At 70.9% G+C, this 19312-nt stretch carries 11 protein-coding genes; 2 read left to right on the top strand and 9 right to left on the bottom strand.

From position 1 onward, the window contains the following. Positions 1 to 31: 31 nt before the first annotated feature. The 4 genes from ABZ374_RS03440 to ABZ374_RS03425 are packed head-to-tail and all read right to left on the bottom strand — an operon-like array spanning position 32 to position 5382. Positions 32 to 3127, bottom strand: a complete 3096-nt coding sequence (locus ABZ374_RS03440) for a type I polyketide synthase (RefSeq protein ID WP_360305637.1) — start codon at positions 3125 to 3127, stop codon at positions 32 to 34. Positions 3128 to 3179: 52 nt separating this feature from the next. After that, positions 3180 to 3911, bottom strand: a complete 732-nt coding sequence (locus tag ABZ374_RS03435; RefSeq protein ID WP_360305635.1) for a thioesterase domain-containing protein — start codon at positions 3909 to 3911, stop codon at positions 3180 to 3182. After that, entirely contained in the window at positions 3908 to 5155 is a 1248-nt protein-coding gene (locus ABZ374_RS03430) for a cytochrome P450 (RefSeq protein ID WP_360305633.1), read from the bottom strand. The genes ABZ374_RS03435 and ABZ374_RS03430 overlap by 4 nt, the downstream gene beginning before the upstream one ends. Then, on the bottom strand, positions 5152 to 5382 hold the full coding sequence (locus tag ABZ374_RS03425) for a phosphopantetheine-binding protein (protein WP_360305631.1): 231 nt from the start codon (positions 5380 to 5382) through the stop codon (positions 5152 to 5154). Before ABZ374_RS03425 ends, ABZ374_RS03430 begins: the two co-directional genes overlap by 4 nt. A 476-nt stretch (positions 5383 to 5858) precedes the next feature. On the opposite strand from ABZ374_RS03425, the gene ABZ374_RS03420 reads away from it, so the two are divergent. Next, entirely contained in the window at positions 5859 to 6767 is a 909-nt protein-coding gene (locus ABZ374_RS03420; RefSeq protein WP_360305629.1) for a putative nonproteinogenic amino acid hydroxylase, read from the top strand. Between the two features lie 151 nt (positions 6768 to 6918). On the opposite strand, the gene ABZ374_RS03415 is transcribed toward ABZ374_RS03420, so the two are convergent. Then, complete coding sequence (locus tag ABZ374_RS03415) at positions 6919 to 7845, bottom strand: phytanoyl-CoA dioxygenase family protein (RefSeq protein WP_360305627.1); 927 nt, start codon at positions 7843 to 7845, stop codon at positions 6919 to 6921. Positions 7846 to 8585: 740 nt separating this feature from the next. On the opposite strand from ABZ374_RS03415, the gene ABZ374_RS03410 reads away from it, so the two are divergent. Further along, positions 8586 to 11729: a BTAD domain-containing putative transcriptional regulator gene (locus ABZ374_RS03410; protein ID WP_360305625.1), complete on the top strand. Its 3144-nt coding sequence runs from the start codon at positions 8586 to 8588 to the stop codon at positions 11727 to 11729. Here the strand turns inward: ABZ374_RS03410 and ABZ374_RS03405 are convergent. The 4 genes from ABZ374_RS03405 to ABZ374_RS03390 form a co-directional block, all read right to left on the bottom strand. Next, positions 11713 to 12474: an ABC transporter permease gene (locus ABZ374_RS03405; RefSeq protein WP_360305623.1), complete on the bottom strand. Its 762-nt coding sequence runs from the start codon at positions 12472 to 12474 to the stop codon at positions 11713 to 11715. The two genes, ABZ374_RS03410 and ABZ374_RS03405, sit on opposite strands and share 17 nt — an antisense overlap. Beyond that, positions 12471 to 13409 carry an ATP-binding cassette domain-containing protein gene (locus ABZ374_RS03400; protein ID WP_360305621.1) on the bottom strand — a complete coding sequence of 313 codons (939 nt, stop codon included), beginning with the start codon at positions 13407 to 13409 and terminating at the stop codon, positions 12471 to 12473. The genes ABZ374_RS03405 and ABZ374_RS03400 overlap by 4 nt, the downstream gene beginning before the upstream one ends. Positions 13410 to 13528: 119 nt before the next feature. Continuing rightward, positions 13529 to 14266, bottom strand: a complete 738-nt coding sequence (locus ABZ374_RS03395; protein ID WP_360305619.1) for an alpha/beta fold hydrolase — start codon at positions 14264 to 14266, stop codon at positions 13529 to 13531. Between the two features lie 15 nt (positions 14267 to 14281). Continuing rightward, positions 14282 to 19312: an amino acid adenylation domain-containing protein gene (locus ABZ374_RS03390; RefSeq protein WP_360305617.1), complete on the bottom strand. Its 5031-nt coding sequence runs from the start codon at positions 19310 to 19312 to the stop codon at positions 14282 to 14284.

The raw sequence follows: 19312 nt of genomic DNA, 5'->3' as shown, positions 1-19312 counted from the left end.
CCCCCAACCGTTGCCAACAGAACAGGTGTGGCTACACGTAGCCGCGGTCGATCAACGCGTACAGGTCGTCGTCGCTGTGGTTTGCCGGACGCGTCGTCGCCGCTTCCCCGGCTTCGGGCAACTCCGGTGCGAGGAGGGAGAAGATGTGGCGCCCGAGCGTTTGTGGCGTGGGATGGGTGAACGCGACGGTGGCCGAAAGCCGCACCCCGGCCGCCGCGGTGAGCCGATTGCGCAGCCGTACCGCCATCGAGGAGTCGAAACCCAACCCCTTGAACGTCTCCGTCGACCGGGCGAGGAGATCGGCGCCGGTCGGATCCGCGTCCCCGGTGTGCAGTACCGCCGCCGTCTCGGCGCACACCAGGTCGAGCACCGCAAGCTCCGAACCCAGGTCCGCCGTGCCGGCGTTCGGGCCGGATCCACCATCGTGCGCGGCGGCGCCCGGGGGCGTCGGGCCGGCGTCCTCGGGCGCGGTCAGCCAGTACCGCCGGCGCTGGAACGGGTAGGTCGGCAGGGGGATTCGGCGCGGCCGGTCCGCGGCGAACGCCGCCGCCCAGTCCACCGACACCCCACGCACGTACAGTTCGGCCAACGACGCCAGCACCTCGCCCGCGCTCCCGTCGTCCTTGTGCAGCGTGCCCACCACCACCGGCGAGGCGGCCAGCGCGTCGCCGGTCTCCGCCATCGCCACTTCGAGCACCGGATGCGGACTCACCTCGACGAACACCCCGCCGCGCTCGCGCATCAGGCGTTCGACCACCTCGCCGAACCGCACCGTCGAACGCAGGTTGTCGTACCAGTACGAGCCGTCCAGCATGTGCGTGTCGAGCGGTTCGCCGGTGACCGTGGAGTGGAACTCCACCGCCGAGGTGCGCGGCGACAGACCCGAGGTGGCCGCGAGCAGCCCGGTACGGATGCGTTCGACGTGGTGCGAGTGCGACGCGTAGTCCACCTTGACCCGGCGCACCCGGACACCCTCGTCGGCCGCCGTCGCCGCGAAACGGTCCAGCGCCTCGTCGTCTCCGGAAATCACCACCGAGGACGGGCCGTTGACCGCCGCCAAGGAGAGCCCGGAGCACTGCCGCAACCGGTCCCTAACCCATTCGGGGGACGCGGCCACCGCACTCATCCCGCCCGAACCGGCCAGCTCGATCAGGGCCCGGCTGCGCACCGCGACGACCCGCGCCGCGTCCGCCAACGACAGCGCGCCCGATACGCAGGCCGCGGCGATCTCGCCCTGCGAGTGCCCCACCACGACGTCGGGGACCACCCCCAGCGACTGCCACACCCGCGCCAACGACACCATCATCGCGAACAACACCGGCTGGACCACGTCCACCCGATCCAACGACGCGGCCGACTCCGCACCGGTCAGCACCTCGACCAACGACCAGTCCACCCAGGGCTCCAGGGCCCGCGCGCACTCGTCGATCGCGGCCGCGAACACCGGCGACTGCGCGTACAACCGCTTCCCCATGCCCGGCCACTGCGACCCCTGGCCGGGAAACACGAAGACGACCGGACCCACCGGCCCCGCCGCCACCCCGCGCACGACCTGCGGCGCGGCACCGCCCGCCGCGATCAGGTCCAGACCGGCCAGGGCCTGTGCCCGGTCGGCGGCCGGCACCACCGCCCGATGCGCGAACGAGGACCGCGTCGACACCAGCGAGTACGCGATGTCCGCCACCGACCGTGAGGCGTCCGCGGCCGACGACTCCCGCAACCGCGCCGCCTGCTCGCGCAGCGCCGGCTCGGTGCGCGCCGACAACACCCACGGCACCGCCCCGAAGGGGCTCGCGGTGCCCGATTCCTCGGCGGCGGGCCGGGGTTCGGTCCGCTCCTCGGGGGCCTGTTCGAGAATCACATGCGCGTTCGTGCCGCCCAGGCCGAACGCCGACACCCCCGCCCGCCGCGGTCGACCGGGCGTGCCCGGCCACGGCCGCCCGGCCCCAAGGACCTCGAAGTCCGCCTGGAAGTCCGGGATCGCGGGGTTGGCGACGCGGAAGTTCAGGTTCGGCACCAGATGGGCACGATCCAGGCACAGCGCGACCTTGACGAAGCCGACGATGCCCGCGGCCGGCTCCAGGTGCCCGACATTGGTCTTCACCGAGCCGACCACCAGGGGCCGACTCCGGCCGGTCTCCCGGAACACCTCGCGCAGGCCCGCCGCTTCCGCCGGATCGCCGACTCGGGTACCGGTGCCGTGCGCCTCGACGTAGTCGAGGGAGTCGAACGGGACACCCGAGCGTGCGAGCGCGGACAACACGGCCGCCGCCTGTGCGCCGGGGCTGGGGTCGGGCATCCGGGAGGTCGCCCCACCGCTGCCCACCCCCCAGCCGCGCACCACCGCGTAGATGTGGTCGCCATCGGCCACGGCCAGGTCGAGCCGCTTCAACACGACGAACGCCCCGCCCTCCCCCCGGACGAAGCCGCCGGCCCGCTCGTCGAACGTGAAGCAACGGCCCTCGGGGGACAACGCGCCCAGGTTCGCCAGGCCGAGTCCGGCCTCCGGGTCGGCGATCAGGTGCACGCCGCCCGCGATCGCCAACTCGACCGCGCCGGCGCGGATCCGGTCGCAGGCCAGCGCCAACGACACGAGCGAGGAGGACTGGCCCGAGTCCGCGCAGAAGCTCATGCCGCGAACGTCCAACAGCGCGGAGATCCGGTTCGCGATCAACGCCCCGCTCGACCCGAGGGCGGCGTAGTGGTCGTCCCGGTCGCCACCGGACAGCCTGCGCAGCAGTTCGTACCCGGAGGGGGCCGCGCCGACCACGACGTCGACCTCCCGGCCCGCCAGCGCGGTCGCCGGGACGCGGGCGTCCTCGACGGCCTCCCAGGCGAGTTCCAGGCCCAGTCGCTGCACCGGGTCCATCGCGGCGGCCTCCGCCGGACCCGTACCGAAGAACTCCGCGTCGAAGCCGTCGATGGCCGCCAGGAACGAACCCGCGTTCACGGTGGCGGCGTCCGGGTGGGTCGAGGGGGGCGTCGTATCGGCCGCCCGCCGCTCGGGAAAGGTGCCGACGGTCGAGTTGCCCTCGACCAGCAGACGCCAGAACTCCTGCGGATCGTGCACGCCGGGGAAGCGGCACGACATCCCGATGACGGCAATATCGGTGGCTGCGCCACTCATGCGAGTCCCTTCCGGTTTCCTCGGCGCACGGCTCTCACGGGCTGCACGGCTTTCACCGCCAGGAGGTCGACAACTTCAGCAGTTCGTCCGCCGCGTTCATGAAGTCGTAGCGGCCTCCGTCGACTTCTCGGATGTCGACGGAATCCGCGTACCGACGCCACCCCTGGAGCCGGTCGAGGCTCACGTCGGGGTCGTCCCGCCAGCGCAGGACCACGATCGGGCAGGGCAGCGGGACCGGCTCCACCCGCCGGTACTCGCGCGCGGCGGCCAGGTCGCGAAGCAGCACCAGCATGCCCAGTTCGAGCATGTCCGGGCGCGGTTCGATGCCTCGGCCGCGCACGACCGCCGCCAACTCGGCCCGCAGCTCCGCCTCGGTCATGGCGAGCATCCGGTCGCCCGCCGCGTCGTGTGGTGCGACCTGGCCGGAGACGATGAGCGACTCCGGTGTGGGCAGGCCCAGTTCGATCAGGCGCAGGGTGGTCTCGTAGGCGGGCAGCGCGCCCGCGCAGTGCCCGAAGAACGCGAACGGCCGGTCCAGCAACGGCGCCAGCGGTTCGGTCAGGTCGACGACGAGCCGCTCGTAGGTGCCGTAGTGGGGTTCGGCCAGTCGGCTCTCGCGGCCGGGGAACTGCACCGGGCAGACCTCGACGTCGTCGATCACCGCCGGCCAGCCGCCGAAGGCCGACGACCCGGAACCGGCATAGGGGAAACAGAAGATCCGGGCGGGGTGATCGCCGGACGGCGGCCGGACGAACCACGGCCACGTGGCGGCGGCGGATGTCATGGCGTCGTCCGTTTCCGGGCGACGATGGGCAGGTGGGTCATCCCGGCGATGAAGTACGAGCGCAGATGTTGCGGTTCGCCGGCGAGTTCGATCGATTCGAACCGCCCGAGCAGTTCCTCGAAGAAGATCCGCAACGTCTGCCGGGCCAGCGGTCCGCCGATGCAGTAGTGCGGCCCGAACCCGAACGCGACGTGGCGGTTCTCCCGCCGCGTGACGTCGAACCGGTGCGGATCGGTGAATTGGGACTCGTCCCGGTTGGCCGATCCGATCCACGCGACGACCGCGCCGCGGGCCGGCACGACGCCCCCGCCGATCTCGGTGTCGGCCACCGCGTAGCGCATGAAGTTGCACGCGGCCGACGTCCAGCGCAGCCCCTCCTCGACCAGCGAGGGCACCAGCGTCGGGTCGGCCTGCACCTTGGCGAACTGCTCGGGCCGCTCGATGAGCGCGTGCACCGTGCCGGAGACGGTGTGCGGCGTCGTCACGTTGGCGCCCAAGAGCAGGCTGTATCCGTCGAGGGCGATCTCCTCGTCGGTCAGCGGCGCGTCTCCCGCGTGCACGGTCATCAGGTGGTCGAGCAGGCTGCCGTCCTCGCCGCCGGCCGCCCGCCGCTTCCTGACCCATTCGGTGACGTAGGTGACGAGTTCGTGGTGCGAGATGGCCAGCGTCGCGGCCTCGCTGCCGTGTCGGAAGTGCGGGTCCGAGGGGGCCGTGACCATGGCGGTCAACTGCACCAGCTCGTCCCAGTCCCGCTCCGGGATCCCCATCAGCGGCCCCGCGACGATCATCGGCAGCCGATGCGCCTGCTCGGCCAGGTCGAAGGTGGCGCCGTCGAGGGCCGGTTCGAGGAAGCGCACGATCGACTGCCGGATCCGGTCCTGCCAGGGGGCCACCGCCCGCGCGGTGAGCTTGGCGCCGATCGCCCGGCGCACCTGGGTGTGTCGCGGCGGATCGGTGGACGTCATCAGCTTGCCCGCCGCGACGTCGTCCTCCCCGAGGTGGGTGACCACCGTGCCGCGCTCCGAGGTGAACTCCCGGTGGTCGCCGAGCACTCGGCAGACGTCGTCGTAGCGGGTCACCGACCAGAACTCCCGCCCGTCCGGGAGGACCTGGTGGTGCAGGGGCGCCTCGGCCCGCATCACGTCCCAGATCGGATGCGGATCGCCCGAGGTGTACAGGTCCAGGTCGAACAGGTCGACGCGGTCCAGGTCGACGTCGCCTCCGGCACCCGGCGTCAACCTCACGACCGGGCCCTCCCCTGCTCGATCAGCTCGGCGACCCGGGCCGGGGTCTGCGCCAGATAGAAATCACGCACCGACAATTGCACACCGTAGTCCCGGGTCACCCGGTCGATGATCTTGATCCCGATCAGCGAATTTCCACCGATGGCGAAGAAGTCGTCGTCCGCCCCGACCGCGCGGCCGTCGAGATATTCACCCCACAGCGCGGCAATTTCCGGTACGAGGGACACCGGCGCACTCGAAGGCGCGGCTTGTCGTTCCGACACCTGGTCCTGCCCACCTTGCCGGTGGACCTGCGGTGACGATTCCATGGCCAGCCTTTCCTTTCTCCGCCGAACGGGAATTACCACCCACGCCATTGCGGGTGTTCGCGAGGTTCGCCGGCCGGGCCGGCGCCGTGCCGGTACGCGGCGATCCGGAAGCCCGTCCCGGCATCGATCGGGTACTCGATACGTGCACCCGAAGGCCATCGCGACGCCAACGTAAATGGCCGGGGAAACCACAGGCAAGGGCCGGCGGTGCGGACGGCCGGCCGGGCACCGGTTGTCCCGCCAACAGGACATTATGAGCCGGTGCCCGGTCGCACGGCACCCGTGTACTGCGACTATCAGCCGCAATGTACGGCGGCCCGCGCCGCTCCCGGAGCGCCCGGAGACACGCGACTCCGGGCACGGTGACGTCATTGCCATCGCAGATCCGGAGAATTATGGTGACGATCGGGAGTAACGCCCAGCAGCTTCCGGGTGCATCAAACAATCATGTGCTGAAGGGGATTCCCGTGCTTGAGTCGCAACGGCTTGCGGTACTGCCCATCGATTCGTACGACCTGGATTCCGAATTGTCCGTCGTGGATCGCCACGAATACGGAGGCGACTATGACACCTATACCTTCGGGTCGTGGTCGTCCCATGTGCTGGCCAATGGCAGCGGCGCCGATTCCGATACCGCCTTCCGCCCGCACGACGGTCGCCTGACCCTCACCGAACTGGGTCGGGAACTACCGGGAATCATGTCCCTGGTGACCGATAATTTCCCACTGGACCGGCTGCAATGGGTGCGCATCTTCAGCCTCCGTGACGGAATTCTCGCACCGCACGTGGACTTTCTCGAATTCGCCGAACCGGGCACCAGGTTGCAGATTCCGTTGCGCACCACCGATGAATCCCTCCATTCCGAGAACGACATCGTCTATCACCTGCGTCGCGGTGAGGTGTGGAAGATCCACACGACCGTCCCGCATTCCGTGCGCAGCTCCGTCGGGACGGCCCGGCTCTCCCTGTGCCTTGATTTCACGGACGCCGAAGAGCCCGTCGCGATCCGCAACGCCATCCCCGCGACCGAGCCGATCCGCATCGTCGAACGGCCCGAGCCGACCGACGCGGAGCTTGAGGAACTCATGGACTCCGGACGGGACTTGACCCCGGAGACCATGCGGGCGGCGTTCCGTCGCTTTGCCGCGCTGCACTTCGTGCGACGCGCACACGCCGCCGCGTCGTTCGACTGGTACGTGGAGGCCGTACGGCGCACCGGGGACGCCGACATGGTGGCCAAGGCGCAAGCCTTCCGCGCCTACTGCATCGAGAAGCGGGGCGACGGGGAAGCGTTCGTGTGGTGAGCCGCCCCGGCCGCCGGCGCCACGCCTGAGCAGCCGGCCCGCGGCACCCCGCACCACCCCGCCCCGAAGCGCCCGCCGAGCGATCGGGCACCGACAACCACCGATGGCACACCGCCCCAAAGCGGTGTGCCATCGGTCGGTGCGGCTGCGATCAGCGCTTCACGGTGCCTTCGCGCAGCCGGTCGATCATGCGTCGGGTCGCCTCGATCGGACTGTCCTCGGAACCCTCGCGCGAACGCGACGTCAGCGCCTCGTTGAGCGGGGCCACCTTGGCGCTCCACTCGTCCTGCCCGGCGAAGGGAATCGTCTCGCCCTCCTGGTAGGCGGGGAACGGGCGGTAGGTGTTGACACCGTTGCTGTCGGCCCCGCGGACGAGCAGGGGGTCCAGGTACAGCCCCTCGCTGTGGATCCGCGTGGTCGTCGAGATGTAACCGATGTCGAGACCGCACCGGCGCTTGGCGGAGGTGTTGGGTTCCGAGCAGTGCAGCAGGTGCGGATGGTGGATCGACACGTCGCCCGGCCGGAGTTCGATGTCCACGATGCCGCGCTTGTCCACCCACTCCCGCACCAGGGTCTCGTCGGACACGGAGAACAGCATGTTGTCCTTGTCCGTACGGACCGACGGTTTGTGCAGCGGCAGTTCGTGGCTGCCGGGGATCATGCGCAGGCAGCCGTTCTCGGTGTTGCTCTCGTCGACGGCCAGCCACACCGTCAGCGCCTCCATCGGACTGAGCGTCCAGTAGGCGCCGTCCTGGTGCCACAACACCGGTTGTCCGGTGTGCGGGGGCTTGCAGATGTAGTGGGCGGTGAAGCACGCCACGTCCGGGCCGAGGAAGAACTCCGCGATGTCCACCAGACGGGTGTCCGAGACCAGACGTGCCCAGAAGGCGTCGTTGCGGATCAGCGGGTGATGGAAGTGCTCGGGACGCAGGTCCGGGTACTTGCCGGTGAGCCATTCGACGTGGGCGCGCGCCTCGTCCACGACCTCCGGTGGCACGACGTTGCGGATGATGGAGAAGCCCTGCTCCGCGTACTCCGCCGCGGCCTTCTCCAATACGCCATCGCCAAGTGTGTTCATGGGTCAGCTCCTACTTGTCAGGTACTGCTTGCCGTGCGGAACGAGTTCGTGAAGCCGCCACGGGGTACCGTCTGCCGGCTCCTGAAGTTCGGCCCCGGACACGAAGAGGTGGTCGAAACCGGGGTGTCGACGCGGCATCGCCCCTGATGCGCAGCCGCTGTTGGCCGGGCAGACGGCCCGCGACACGGTTCCACTCGCGGTGGACACGGTTCCAGTGGCTCGTCTGCGTGTACGGATCGACGCTCACGCCCAACAGCGATCCGCCGGGCCGGGGGTCACGCCGGCCGATCGCAGCAACACGACCCGGGCCTTTTCGCGGTTCCCCAGCTCCAATACTCTGTCCGCCGGGCCGGAGGGTGTCAACGTTCCAAGGGCCGGTGCAAGGCCCGCCGGCAAGCCGGTCCGCGGGTGGCAACTGCGCCCGAAGTCATGGGATTTCGGGCTCCACGGCTGGTGGGACGGTCGGGCCCGGAGTCGGCTGCGGGCGGCCCGGTGCGCGGGCTGTCCCGTCGGCGGGACGGGTCCACCCGCACGCACCGGAAGACCGGGTGGATACCTGCACGAGTGCGCGGCGCGGCGGTGATTTCGCCCGCGTCCAGTTGTCCGCACCACCGGCGGGGCAACATGCGGATACCGGTACCGGCGCCGGTCGACCCGGGTGGCCGCCGTCGCACGCGCGCGACAGAATCAGCCGGTCGACGCGGTCACTGCCCGCCGAACACCCATGACAAAATCAATGGGTGCAGATCGGGATGCTGGGTCCATTCGAGGTGCGCACGGACGCCGGCGACCTGGCCGACGTGCCGGGCGCGCGGCTGCGCGGACTGCTGATCGCACTCGCGCTCAGGCCCGGTCGGGCGATCCCCAAGGCGTCGCTCGTCGACTGGATCTGGGGGGAACATCCGCCCGCCGACGCGACGAACGCCCTGCAACGCCTGGTCTCCCGATTGCGCAAGGTGCTGCCGGACGGCGCGATCGAGGGGCAGCCGGACGGCTACCGGCTGACGGTGGGGCCCGACGGCGTCGACGCCGTGCGGTTCGAACGCCTGGTCGCCGCGGCCCAGTCCCGCACCGAGGACGCCGCCGGACGGGTGCGGCTGCTGCGCGAGGCCCTGGCGTTGTGGCGCGGTGCGCCGATGCAGGACGTCGGTCTCCAGGACAGCGCCGCGTTCGACGCCGCGGTCGCCCGGCTCGAAGGGTTGCGGTTGACCGCGACCGAGGAGCGGGTCGACGCGGAGGTCGCCCTGGGGCACGGTGCCGAACTGGTCACCGAGTTGGCCGATCTGGTGACCGCGCACCCGCTGCGCGAACGGCTCGTCGCCGCCCTGATCCGCGCGCTCGTGGCGGCCGGTCGCGACAGCGAGGCGCTGCTGGCCTACGAGCGGGCCCGGGAGGCCCTGGCCGACGCGCTGGGCGTGGATCCCTCGGCCGAGCTGGCCGCGCTGCACGTCGCGCTGCTGCGGGGCGAGTTGGGGCCGAGCCGGGAGAGCCGCAGGACCAACCTGCGCGCCGAACTGACCACCTTCGTCGGTCGGGGCGCCGATGTCGCCGCGGTCCGCGAGCTCGTCGCCGAGCACCGCCTGACCACGGTGATCGGGCCGGGCGGCGCGGGAAAGACCAGGCTGGCCACGGAGACCGCGCGCACGCTGCTGGGCGACCTGCCGGACGGGGTCTGGCTGGTGGAACTCGCCGGCATCGGCGCGGACGGCGACGTGGCGCAGTCGACCCTGGTCGGGCTCGGCCTGCGCGACGCGCTGCTCGGCGGCGCCCCGAACGCGGAGCCGGTGGACCGGTTCATCGCCGCGATCCGCGAGCGGGAGACGCTGCTGATCCTGGACAACTGCGAGCATGTGATCGAGTCCGCGGCGGTGTTCGCGCACCGGGTGCTGGGTGAATGCCGGCGGCTGCGGATCCTGGCGACGAGCCGGGAGCCGCTGGGCATCACCGGCGAGGCGCTGTGGCCGGTCGAGCCGCTGGCGCTGCCGGAGGGGGACGCGCGGCTCGGCGAGATCGAGTCCTCACCGGCCGTGCGGCTGCTGCGCGACCGGGCCGGGGCGGTGCGCCGGGATCTGTGGGTGGACGCCCACACGCTGGCCACCATGGCGCGGGTGTGCCGGGCCCTGGACGGCATGCCGCTGGCGATCGAACTGGCCGCCGCCCGATTGCGCACCATGTCCATCGACCAACTCGCCAACCGCCTCGACGACCGGTTCCGCCTGCTGACCGGTGGCAGTCGGACCGCGCTGCCGCGGCACAAGACGTTGCGCGCGGCGGTCGACTGGAGCTGGGAACTGCTCACCCACGCCGAGCGGGTGGTGTTGCGGATGCTCTCGGTGTTCTCCGGCGGGGCGAGCCTGGAGGCGGCCGAACGGGTCTGCGCGGGCGGCACGGTCGAGCGGGAGCAGGTGCTCGAACTGCTCACCGCGCTGACCGAGAAGTCGCTGCTGGTCGCCGAGGGTTCCGGCGCCCCGCGCTACCGCATGCTCGGCACCATCAAGGAGTACGCCGGGCACCGGCTCGCGGAGGCGGGCGAGGCGGACCTGGCGCGCCACGCGCATCTCGCCTACTTCACCGAACTCGCCGAGACCGCCGAGCCGCATCTGCGCCGCGCCGAGCAGTTGCGGTGGCTCGCCACGCTGGAGGCCGAGCACGAGAACATCGGTGCGGCGATGCGCGGCGCGTTGGCGGCCGACGAGGCCCAGGCGGCGATGCGGCTCGCGGCGGGCGCGGGTTGGTACTGGTGGCTCGGCGGGCACCGGACCGAGGGCATCGAGCTGATCACCGCCGCCACCAGGATGCCCGGCGAGGTGACCGACGAGGTCCGGGCCACGGTCTACGCGCTGGTCGTGTTGTTCGTCAGTGCCGGGCGGGGCGACGAACACCAGGCCGCGGAGTGGATCCGCGAGGCGCACCGGCTCGGCCGCCGCAGCCGGCGCGGTTTCCCGCTGCTGGGGCTCGTCGCCGCGCTGGAACGCCTGTTGCAGTCGCCCGACGCGTTCCTGCCCGCCTTCGAACCGCTGCTGGACGACGAGGATCCGTGGGTGCGCGCGCTGGCCCGGCTGCACCTGGGCAAGATGCGGATCATGCTCGGCCACGACGGGCGGGACGCGGACGCGTACCTGGAGATGGCGCTCGCCGAATTCCGGGCGCTCGGCGAGCGGTTCGGCATCTCGTTCGCCCACAGCGAGTTGGCCGACCGAATAGCGGTGCGCGGGGAGTTCGCCGCCGCGTGCGAGCACTACGAACAGGCGATCGCGGTCGTCACCGAGGTCGGCGCCATCGAGGACGTCATCCGGATGCGGTCGCGGCAGGCGCAACTGTATTGGCTGGCCGGCGACAAGGACGCCTGCGCCGTCGCCATCGCCGAGGCGCAGCGCTGCGCGCAACGGGTGGCCTGGCCGGACGCGCTGGCCGAACTGGCCCTGGCGAAGGCCGAACTCGCCCGCTGGGAGGGCGATGCCGAGGAGGCCCGTCGGCAACTCGGCGTGGCGACGGCCATTTTGGGCGAGGACGCGGAGCAGGTGAACGTCCGCGGGCTGACCCAGGATCTGCTCGGCTACCTCGCCGAAGACCTCGACCAGGCCCGGGAGCACCGCGCGGCGGCCTGCCGGGCGGCGGCCCAGGCGGGCCACGCGCCGCTGATCGCCCAGGTGCTCGTCGGCGTCGCGGACCTGGCGTTGCGCCGCGGGGATCACGCGCAGGCCGCGCGGCTGCTCGCGGCGAGCGCGGCCGTGCGCGGGCTGCCGGACCGCTCGCACCCGGACGTGGCCCGGATCGAGCAGAGCGTGCGGCGGTGCCTCGGCGACACGGGGTTCGCCGAGGCGGCTCGGGAGGGCACGCGGACCGACTGGTCGCGGCTCGTCGAGGTCACGCTCGCTTCTTGAACGTGGCCACCGCCCACACGTAGCCCAGCAGGGCCAACCCCAGACACCAGGCGACCGCCGCGAGCGCGTCGCCGGTCGACGGGTCGCCCGCCAGCAGCCCGCGCAGCGTCTCGATGATCGGGGTGAAGGGCTGGTACTCCACGAACTGCCGCACGCCCGCTCCCATCGTGTCCGAGGGCACGATCGCGCTGCTGAGGAAGGGCAGCATGATCAGCGGCACGGTGGCCAGACCCGCCGACTCCGCGGTCTTCGCAGCCAATCCCATGGCGACGGTGAGCCAGCTCGCCCCGAAGGTGAGCAGCAGCAGCAGACCGACTACGCCGAGCCAGTCGAGAGCGCTCGCCTGCGGGTCGAAGCCCATGGTGAAGGCCACCGCGACGATCGCCGCGCAGGCCACCAGGCAGCGCACCGTGGTGACCACGACCTGCCCGGTCAGTACCGCGCCGCGGGAGATGTCCATGGCCTTGAACCGGTTGATGATGCCCTTGGTCATGTCGTCGTTGACCGCCGTCGCGGTGGACCCCAGGCCGTAGCTGACGGCCATCACGAGCATGCCCGGCGTCGCGTAGTCGATGTAGTTCTCGCCGACGCTGAAGCCGCCACCGAGCACCTTGACGAACATGAGCAGGAGCACGATCGGGAACAGGATCGCGTTGAACAACACGAGCGGGTTGCGCACCGTGTGCTTGAGGTTGCGGCGCAACATGATCCCCGAGTCGGCCAACGCCGTCGAAACGCTGCTCACTTGGCGATCGCCTCCGCGCTCGTGCGCCCGGTCAGGGCGAGGAAAACGTCGTCGAGGTCCGGCGTGTGCACCGCGAACTCCTCGGCGTTGATCATGTATTCGTCGAGCCGGTCCAGCAGGGCCCGCAGCGACCTCGACTGGCCGTCGCTGGGCACCCGCAGGGTCAGTTCCTCGTCGTCGCGCGCGCCCCCGGGCAGGATGCGATCCGCCACCTCGAGGTCGGCGATGTCGGTGAACCGGAGCCGGACGTGGGTGCCGGGAGCCTGGCGCTTGAGTTCGTCGGGAGTGCCCTCGGCGACCAACTTGCCCTGGTCGAGGACCACGAGCCGGTCGGCGAGCTGGTCGGCTTCCTCCAGGTACTGGGTGGTGAGGAAGATCGTGGTGCCCTCGGCCACCAACTCGCGGACGATCCCCCACATCGTGCGCCTGCTGCGCGGGTCCAGTCCGGTCGTCGGCTCGTCCAGGAAGATGATCCGCGGCGTGCCGACCAGCGTCATCGCCAGGTCCAGCTTGCGGCGCATACCGCCGGAGTAGGTCGCGGACCGCTTGTCCGCCGACTCGGTCAGGTCGAACCGCTCCAGCAGCCCCGAGACCAGTTGCTCCTTCGACCGCACCCGCTTCAGGTCCGCCATCAGCTCCAGGTTCTCCCGGCCGGACAACAACTCGTCCACCGCGGCGAACTGTCCGGTCACCCCGATGGCCGCCCGCACCGCCTTGGTCTCGGTCGCCACGTCGTGGCCTGCGACGCGCACCGTCCCGGAGTCGCCCTTGAGCAGGGTCGCCAGGACGTTCACCGTCGTCGTCTTGCCCGCCCCGTTCGGCCCGAGCATGGAGAACACCGATCCTGCGGCGACCTCGAAGTCGATGCCGTCGAGCACGACCTTGTCGCCGAATGCCTTGCGCAGCCCTGAGACTTCAATCGCCGAACTTTTCATGCCCCCCACCGTGGCCGCCGAGCCTGACACCGGTCTGTCACGCCCCTGACACGGCGCTCCGGCACACCCTCCCCGATGAACGGGGACGACCTGCCGGAGCGAACGCGCCCGGGACACCGCTAACGATCGCGGCGGGATTGCGCCTCGATCAGATCCAGCACCTCCCGGCCCCGGTCGACCAGGTACATGTGATCGCCCGGGAACTCCGCGTACTCGAACTCCCCGGTGGTCGCCTTCCGCCACTCCTGCGCCTGGTCCGCGCTCACCAGGCCGTCGGAGCCGCCCCGAATCGAGCAGATCGGCACCGACACCGGCTCGTCCGTGCTGGGCAGGTAGTTCTCGTGCATCTCGCAGTCGGCCTGGAGCACGGGGAGGATCAGTTCCCGCATCTCCGGGTGATCCAGAGCCTCGTGCCGAAACCCCGCGAACTCCTCGACCCGGGCCAGGAACTCCTCGTCCGGAAGGCCGGTCGCCCGCCGCTCCCGCTGCGTCCACGGCCCCGGCGAACCACTGACGACGAGCCGCTCGACCCGCACTCCGCGGGCGTCGAGCAGATGCACCAACTCGTAGGCGAGCACCGCGCCCAGACTGTGCCCGAACAGCACCACGGGCCGGCCCCCTTCGCCGAGGTCCGCGATGACGCCGTCGACCGATTTGCGGGCCGCTTCGACGACATTGCGGTACGGCGTCTCCAGAATCCGCCGCTCCCGACCGGGCAACTCGACCGAGAGCACCCGCCACCGGTCGCCGGACAACTCGCGCCACGGATGGAAGAACGACGGTCCCGCTCCCGCGAACGGCACGCACAGCAGCGCGCTCCGGTCGCGGTCGGGTCCGGACTTGTCCGCCTGTGTCACCCCGACCAACCCCAATCACGCATTCGAGTACCCGGCCCTGCCCACCACGTCCAGCTCCGCCAGCTTGGCGACGATGACCTTCATGATCTGACCCGCGGGCTTGGGCATGTGCAGGTCGTGGTGCGTGGCGTCCACGTCGTGCGATTCGATCGCGCCCAGGACGTGCGGCCGCCAGTCGGGCCCGTACGAGAAGCCCTCCTCCTTGTCCAACTTCGCGTTGAAGTACAGCACGTCACCGCGGTAGACCGGGGATTCGAAGACACCCATCGTCTTCAGGTTGTTGGCGCCCACCCGCGACATGTTCTCCAGGAAGTTGTCCAGGTTCTCGGTGTTCATGAACTGGCCGAAGACTTCCTCGACATCGGCCCGGTACATCACCTTCCCCTTGTCGCGCACCTGCCGGAAGCCGTTCCCCGGGGCGGAGTTCGCCGGTTGGGAGTCCAGCACGGCGACGAAGGCGACCTCGCGACCCAGCTTGTCCAGCGACGCCGCGACGGCGTGCGCGATCGGGCCGCCGAAGGACCAGCCGACCAGGTGATAGGGCCCCTCGGGTTGGATCCGCAGGATCTGGGCGAGGTAGTCCTCGACCATCTCCTCGATCGAACCCGCCAGTTCGTCCGTGCCGTTGGAGCCGCGGGACTGGAGGGAGTAGGCCGGCCGGTCCAGGTAGGGCGCGAAGGTGAAGAACGCCCAGCCGACGCCGCCCCCGCCGTGGAAGAACCACACCGGCGGCTTGCCGGTACCGGGGTCCCGGTTCAGCGGCAGCACCACGTCGAACGAGTCGTCGACGTAGTCCTCGGGGATTCCGCCGACGAGCACCAGCGCGCCCAGCTCGGCCACCGTGGGGTACTGGATGATCGTCCTGAGCGGCAGATCGACGCCGAACTGCTTGCGGATCCGAGCACAGAGCCGGGTGGCCAGGAGCGAGTGCCCGCCCAGTCGGAAGAAGTCGTCGTCGATGCCGACCGTCTCCAGGCCGAGCAACTCGGTGAAGAAGGAACACAGCTTTTCCTCATGGGAGTTGCGCGGCCCGCCGCTGCTCACCGTGGTGGTGTGCTCGGACGGCAGCGCGCGCCGGTCGAGCTTGCCGCCCGCGGTCAACGGAAGCTCGGCAAGCGGCACCAGCACGGCCGGGACCATATAGTCCGGCAACCGGCCACGCAGATACTCGGGCAGCCCGGCCAGCAGGGGGGCGATCGACTTGCCCAGGGCGGGAGCGTTCGCCTTGTTCCGCCCCGAAGCCGCGCCGGGCACGAACCCGGCTGCGAGGGAGCGCTGTTCGCCTTGCGGTTCGGACAGCAGGATCGCGTCGAAGTTGTGCACCGCGTCGCCGGACCAGGTGAGCACCGCCTCCCCGCCCCGCCGGCGGGCCCAGGCGGCGAGGTCCTCCGGGTCGACCGGCCGGCGCGAGGCGGTGGCCGTGCCCAGCACCCCGGTGGCCGACGCGGCGGTGGCCTCCGCCATCAGCCGCGCGTTGGGTATCCCGGACACCCGCACCGGAGCGCCGCCCGCCCGGTCCACACACGCGCCCAGCCCGGCCAGGTCGGACACCTCCCGACCCCACGGCAGCGCCGGGACGGCGGACAGGTCGAGCACGTCCGCCGGTTCCTTGTGCAGGACGATCTCGTAGCGGTGCCGGGTGAGTTCGTTGTGCGCCCGGCCCGGCTTCAGCCGGATGTCGACGCCGACCCCGTGCTCCGCCGCCCAGTCGGCGAACCACTCGGGGGCGACCACCAGTTCGCGTTCGGCGAGCAGCGCCTGCTCGACCGCCTCGCGCACGTCCTCACGCGAGGCGTTCGGCTGCGCCGTACGCCGCACCGCGGTCAGCAGCAGGCGCAGAGTCGCGGCGTTGCGGACGTCGCCCACGATCACCCGGCCGCCCGGCGCGAGCAGTTCCAGCGCCTGGCGCAGCACCCGGTCCAGGTAGTCGACGCTCGGGAAGTACTGCACCACCGAGTTGAGCAGCACGGTGTCGAATGTGCCTCGGGGCAGTCCGCGGACGTCGTCGGCCGGTTGCACGCTCAGCCGCAGTCGTTCCCCGTGCCCGGCCTGCTCCGCCTGTGCGCGGACCCGGTCCACCACCGTCGGCGAGATGTCGGTGGCCCAGTATTCCTCGACCTCGCCGACGATCTTCGCGAGGAGCAGGCCCGAACCCGCGCCGATCTCCAGCACCCGCCGCGGCGCGAACCGCAACACCCGGTCCACCGCCGCGTCCCGCCACTCCCGCATCTGATCCAGCGGCAGCGGTTCGCCGGTGTAGCCGGAGTTCCACAGGCGGAAGTCCTCGCCCCATTCCTCGCCGGCCGAACCGGCGTATCCCGCGTCGCAGACCTGGCGCCATTCGTCCACCTGCGCGTCGGCGTCGTCCACCGCGGCCTTGGGGTCGGGCACCACGTACGCCACCAGGCGCTTGTCGCCCTTCTGGTCCTCGCGCACCACGACCGCCGCCTGGGCCAGCGCGGGGTGCCCGGTCAACGCCTGCTCGATCTCGGGCAGTTCGATCCGGAAGCCGCGGATCTTCACCTGGAAGTCGGACCGCCCGATGTATTCGACCCGACCGTCCTTGTTCCACCGCACCAGGTCCCCGGTGCGGTACATCCGCGCGCCGGGCTCGCCGAACGGGCAGGCCACGAACCGCTCGGCGGTCAGCGCGGTCTGTCCGAGGTAGCCCCGGGACAGGCCGGCGCCGGTCACGTACAACTCGCCGGCCACCCCGGGGGCGACCGGGCGCAGCGCCGTGTCCAGCACGTATACCCGGGTGTTCCAGATCGGTGCGCCGATCGGCACCCGGTCCGCGCCCGGCACGTGTTGCCACGAGGTGACCTCCACCGTGGCCTCGGTGGGGCCGTAGAGGTTGTGCACGGCGCAGTCGGGCAGCAGGTCGGCGATCGTGTTGGCGAGCGGGGCCGGGAACACCTCGGCCGCGATCTCCAGCCAGCGCAGGCTCGTGCACTCCTTGGCCGCGGGTTCGGCGACGAACGCCCCCGCCAGGGAGGGGACGAAGAACGCGCTGGTCACCCGCTCGCGCCGGATCAAGTCGGCCAGGTAGGCCGGATCCCGGGGTCCGTCCGGACGGGTGATCACCACGGCCGCGCCGATCTGCAGCGGCGCGAACAGCTCCGGCATGGACGCGTCGAAGCTCGCCGATGAGCTGAGCAGCCCCCGGTCCTCCGCGGTGACGTCGAAGTGCGCCAGGCCCCATTCGAGCCGGTTCATGATCGACCGGTGGGTCACCTGCACGCCCTTGGGGCCGCCGGTGGATCCGGAGGTGTAGATGACGTACGCGGCGTTGTCCGGCGACAGGGCGCGCTCCGGGTTCGTCTCCGGGTAGGCGGACACGTCCGCGAGCGCCTCGTCCAGCACCAGCAGCGGCTCGGCGCCGTCGAGCATCAGCCGCACCCGGTCCTCGGGCAGCTCGGTGTCGATCGGCAGGTAGCCGGCGCCCGCCTTGAGGGCGGCGTAGATGGCCACCATCAGATCCACCGAGCGTGGGATCCGTACGGCGACCAACTGCTCGGGGCCCGCGCCCTGTTCGATCAGCCAGTGGGCCAGTCGATTGGCCCGTCGGTTGAACTCGGCGTAGGTCAGCGTCTCGTCTTCGCCGATCACCGCGACGCGCTCGGGGGCGCGCGCCACCTGCGCCTCGAACGCGCCCGGCAGGGTGAACTCGCTCACCGTGTGCGCGGTGTCGTTGACCCCGCGCACCAGCCAGTCCCGCTCGTCCGCCGACAACACCTCGACGGCGCCGATGGGGGCCTGCGGGTCCGCAACCAACTGCTCCAGCACGCGGGCGAATCGGGCGGCGATGGCCTCGGCCGTGTTCCGGTCGAAGATCTGGGTCGCGTACTGGAGGTCGCCGCGCAGCGCGCCCGTTTCGTCCATGCTGAAGAACATCAGCAGGTCGGCCAGCGAGGTCTGGGTGAGGTACTGCTCGAACTCGACCTTGAGGCCCGGGAGTTCAAATTCCTGCTTCTCGAAGTTCTGCCAGGCGAGCATCACCTGGAACAGCGGCTGGTAGGCCGTGGAGCGGTCGGGGTTGATCAATTCGACCAGCGTCTCGAACGGCACGTCCTGGTGCTCGTAGGCGGTCAGCGCCTTCTCCCGCACCCGGCCGAGCAGATCGACGAACGACGGGTTGCCGGACAGGTCCACCCGCAACACCTGGGTGTTGACGAAGAAGCCGACCAGGTCGGCCAGCGCCTCGTCGGTCCGCCCGGCGATCGGACCGCCGATCGTGACGTCCTCGCCGCCGCCGAGCTTGCCGAGCAGCACGCCCAGCGCGGCCTGCAGGACCATCGACATGGTCATCCCGCGCTCGTCGGCCAGCTTCTGCAGGCCGGTCGCCACCTCCGGTTCCACCACGAGGTCGACCGCGTCGCCCTGCAGGTTTCGTTCCGCGGGGCGCGGCCGGTCCAGCGGCAGGTTCAGCGGCTGCGGCACCTCGGCCAACTCCGCGCGCCAGTACTCGGCCTGTGCCGCGGCCAGACTGCCCGGGTCGGCCACGTCGCCGAGCAACTCGCGCTGCCATACCGCGTAGTCCTTGTACTGCACGGGCAGCGGCTCCCACGCCGGCGCCAGGCCCTGCCGGCGGGCGGTGTAGGCAGTGGTGAGATCCCGGGCCATCGGCGCGCCCGAGGCGCCGTCCGAGGCGATGTGGTGAACCAGCAGGACCAGCACGTGTTCCTCGGCGGAGCAGCGGAACAAGGCGGCGCGCAACGGGAGTTCGGCGGAGAGGTCGAACCGGTGCGCGATGAAGTCGTCGACCGCGCCGGACAGCGCGTCGGGCGCCACGTCGACGACCGGAACCTGCACCTGCGCCTGCGCCGCCGGCAGGATCCGCGGGTGCGGCTCGCCGTCGTCGTCCGTGACGTACGTGGTGCGCAGGATCTCGTGCCGCTCGACGACATCACGGATCGCCGCGACCAGGGCGTCCCGGTCCAGCGGCCCGGTCAGCCGGAACGCCGGGGAGATGTTGTAGGTCTCCGCCCCACCCTCCAGTTGGTGCGTCAGCCACATGCGGCGCTGTGCGAACGAAAGCGGAATCAC

The sequence above is a fragment of the Embleya sp. NPDC005971 genome (genome assembly GCF_040629175.1).
In the GTDB taxonomy this organism is placed as follows: Bacteria; Actinomycetota; Actinomycetes; order Streptomycetales; family Streptomycetaceae; genus Embleya.
The sequence above is the reverse complement of the archived record's forward strand: the minus strand, read 5'-3'. Positions and strand labels throughout refer to the sequence as shown.

Excerpts from the sequence above, each read along its gene's own strand:
- ABZ374_RS03415 (WP_360305627.1), bottom strand. The coding sequence starts at position 7,845 with ATGAACACACTTGGCGATGGCGTATTGGAGAAGGCCGCGGCGGAGTAC.
- ABZ374_RS03440 (WP_360305637.1), bottom strand. The coding sequence starts at position 3,127 with ATGAGTGGCGCAGCCACCGATATTGCCGTCATCGGGATGTCGTGCCGC.
- ABZ374_RS03420 (WP_360305629.1), top strand. The coding sequence starts at position 5,859 with ATGGTGACGATCGGGAGTAACGCCCAGCAGCTTCCGGGTGCATCAAAC.
- ABZ374_RS03400 (WP_360305621.1), bottom strand. The coding sequence starts at position 13,409 with ATGAAAAGTTCGGCGATTGAAGTCTCAGGGCTGCGCAAGGCATTCGGC.
- ABZ374_RS03435 (WP_360305635.1), bottom strand. The coding sequence starts at position 3,911 with ATGACATCCGCCGCCGCCACGTGGCCGTGGTTCGTCCGGCCGCCGTCC.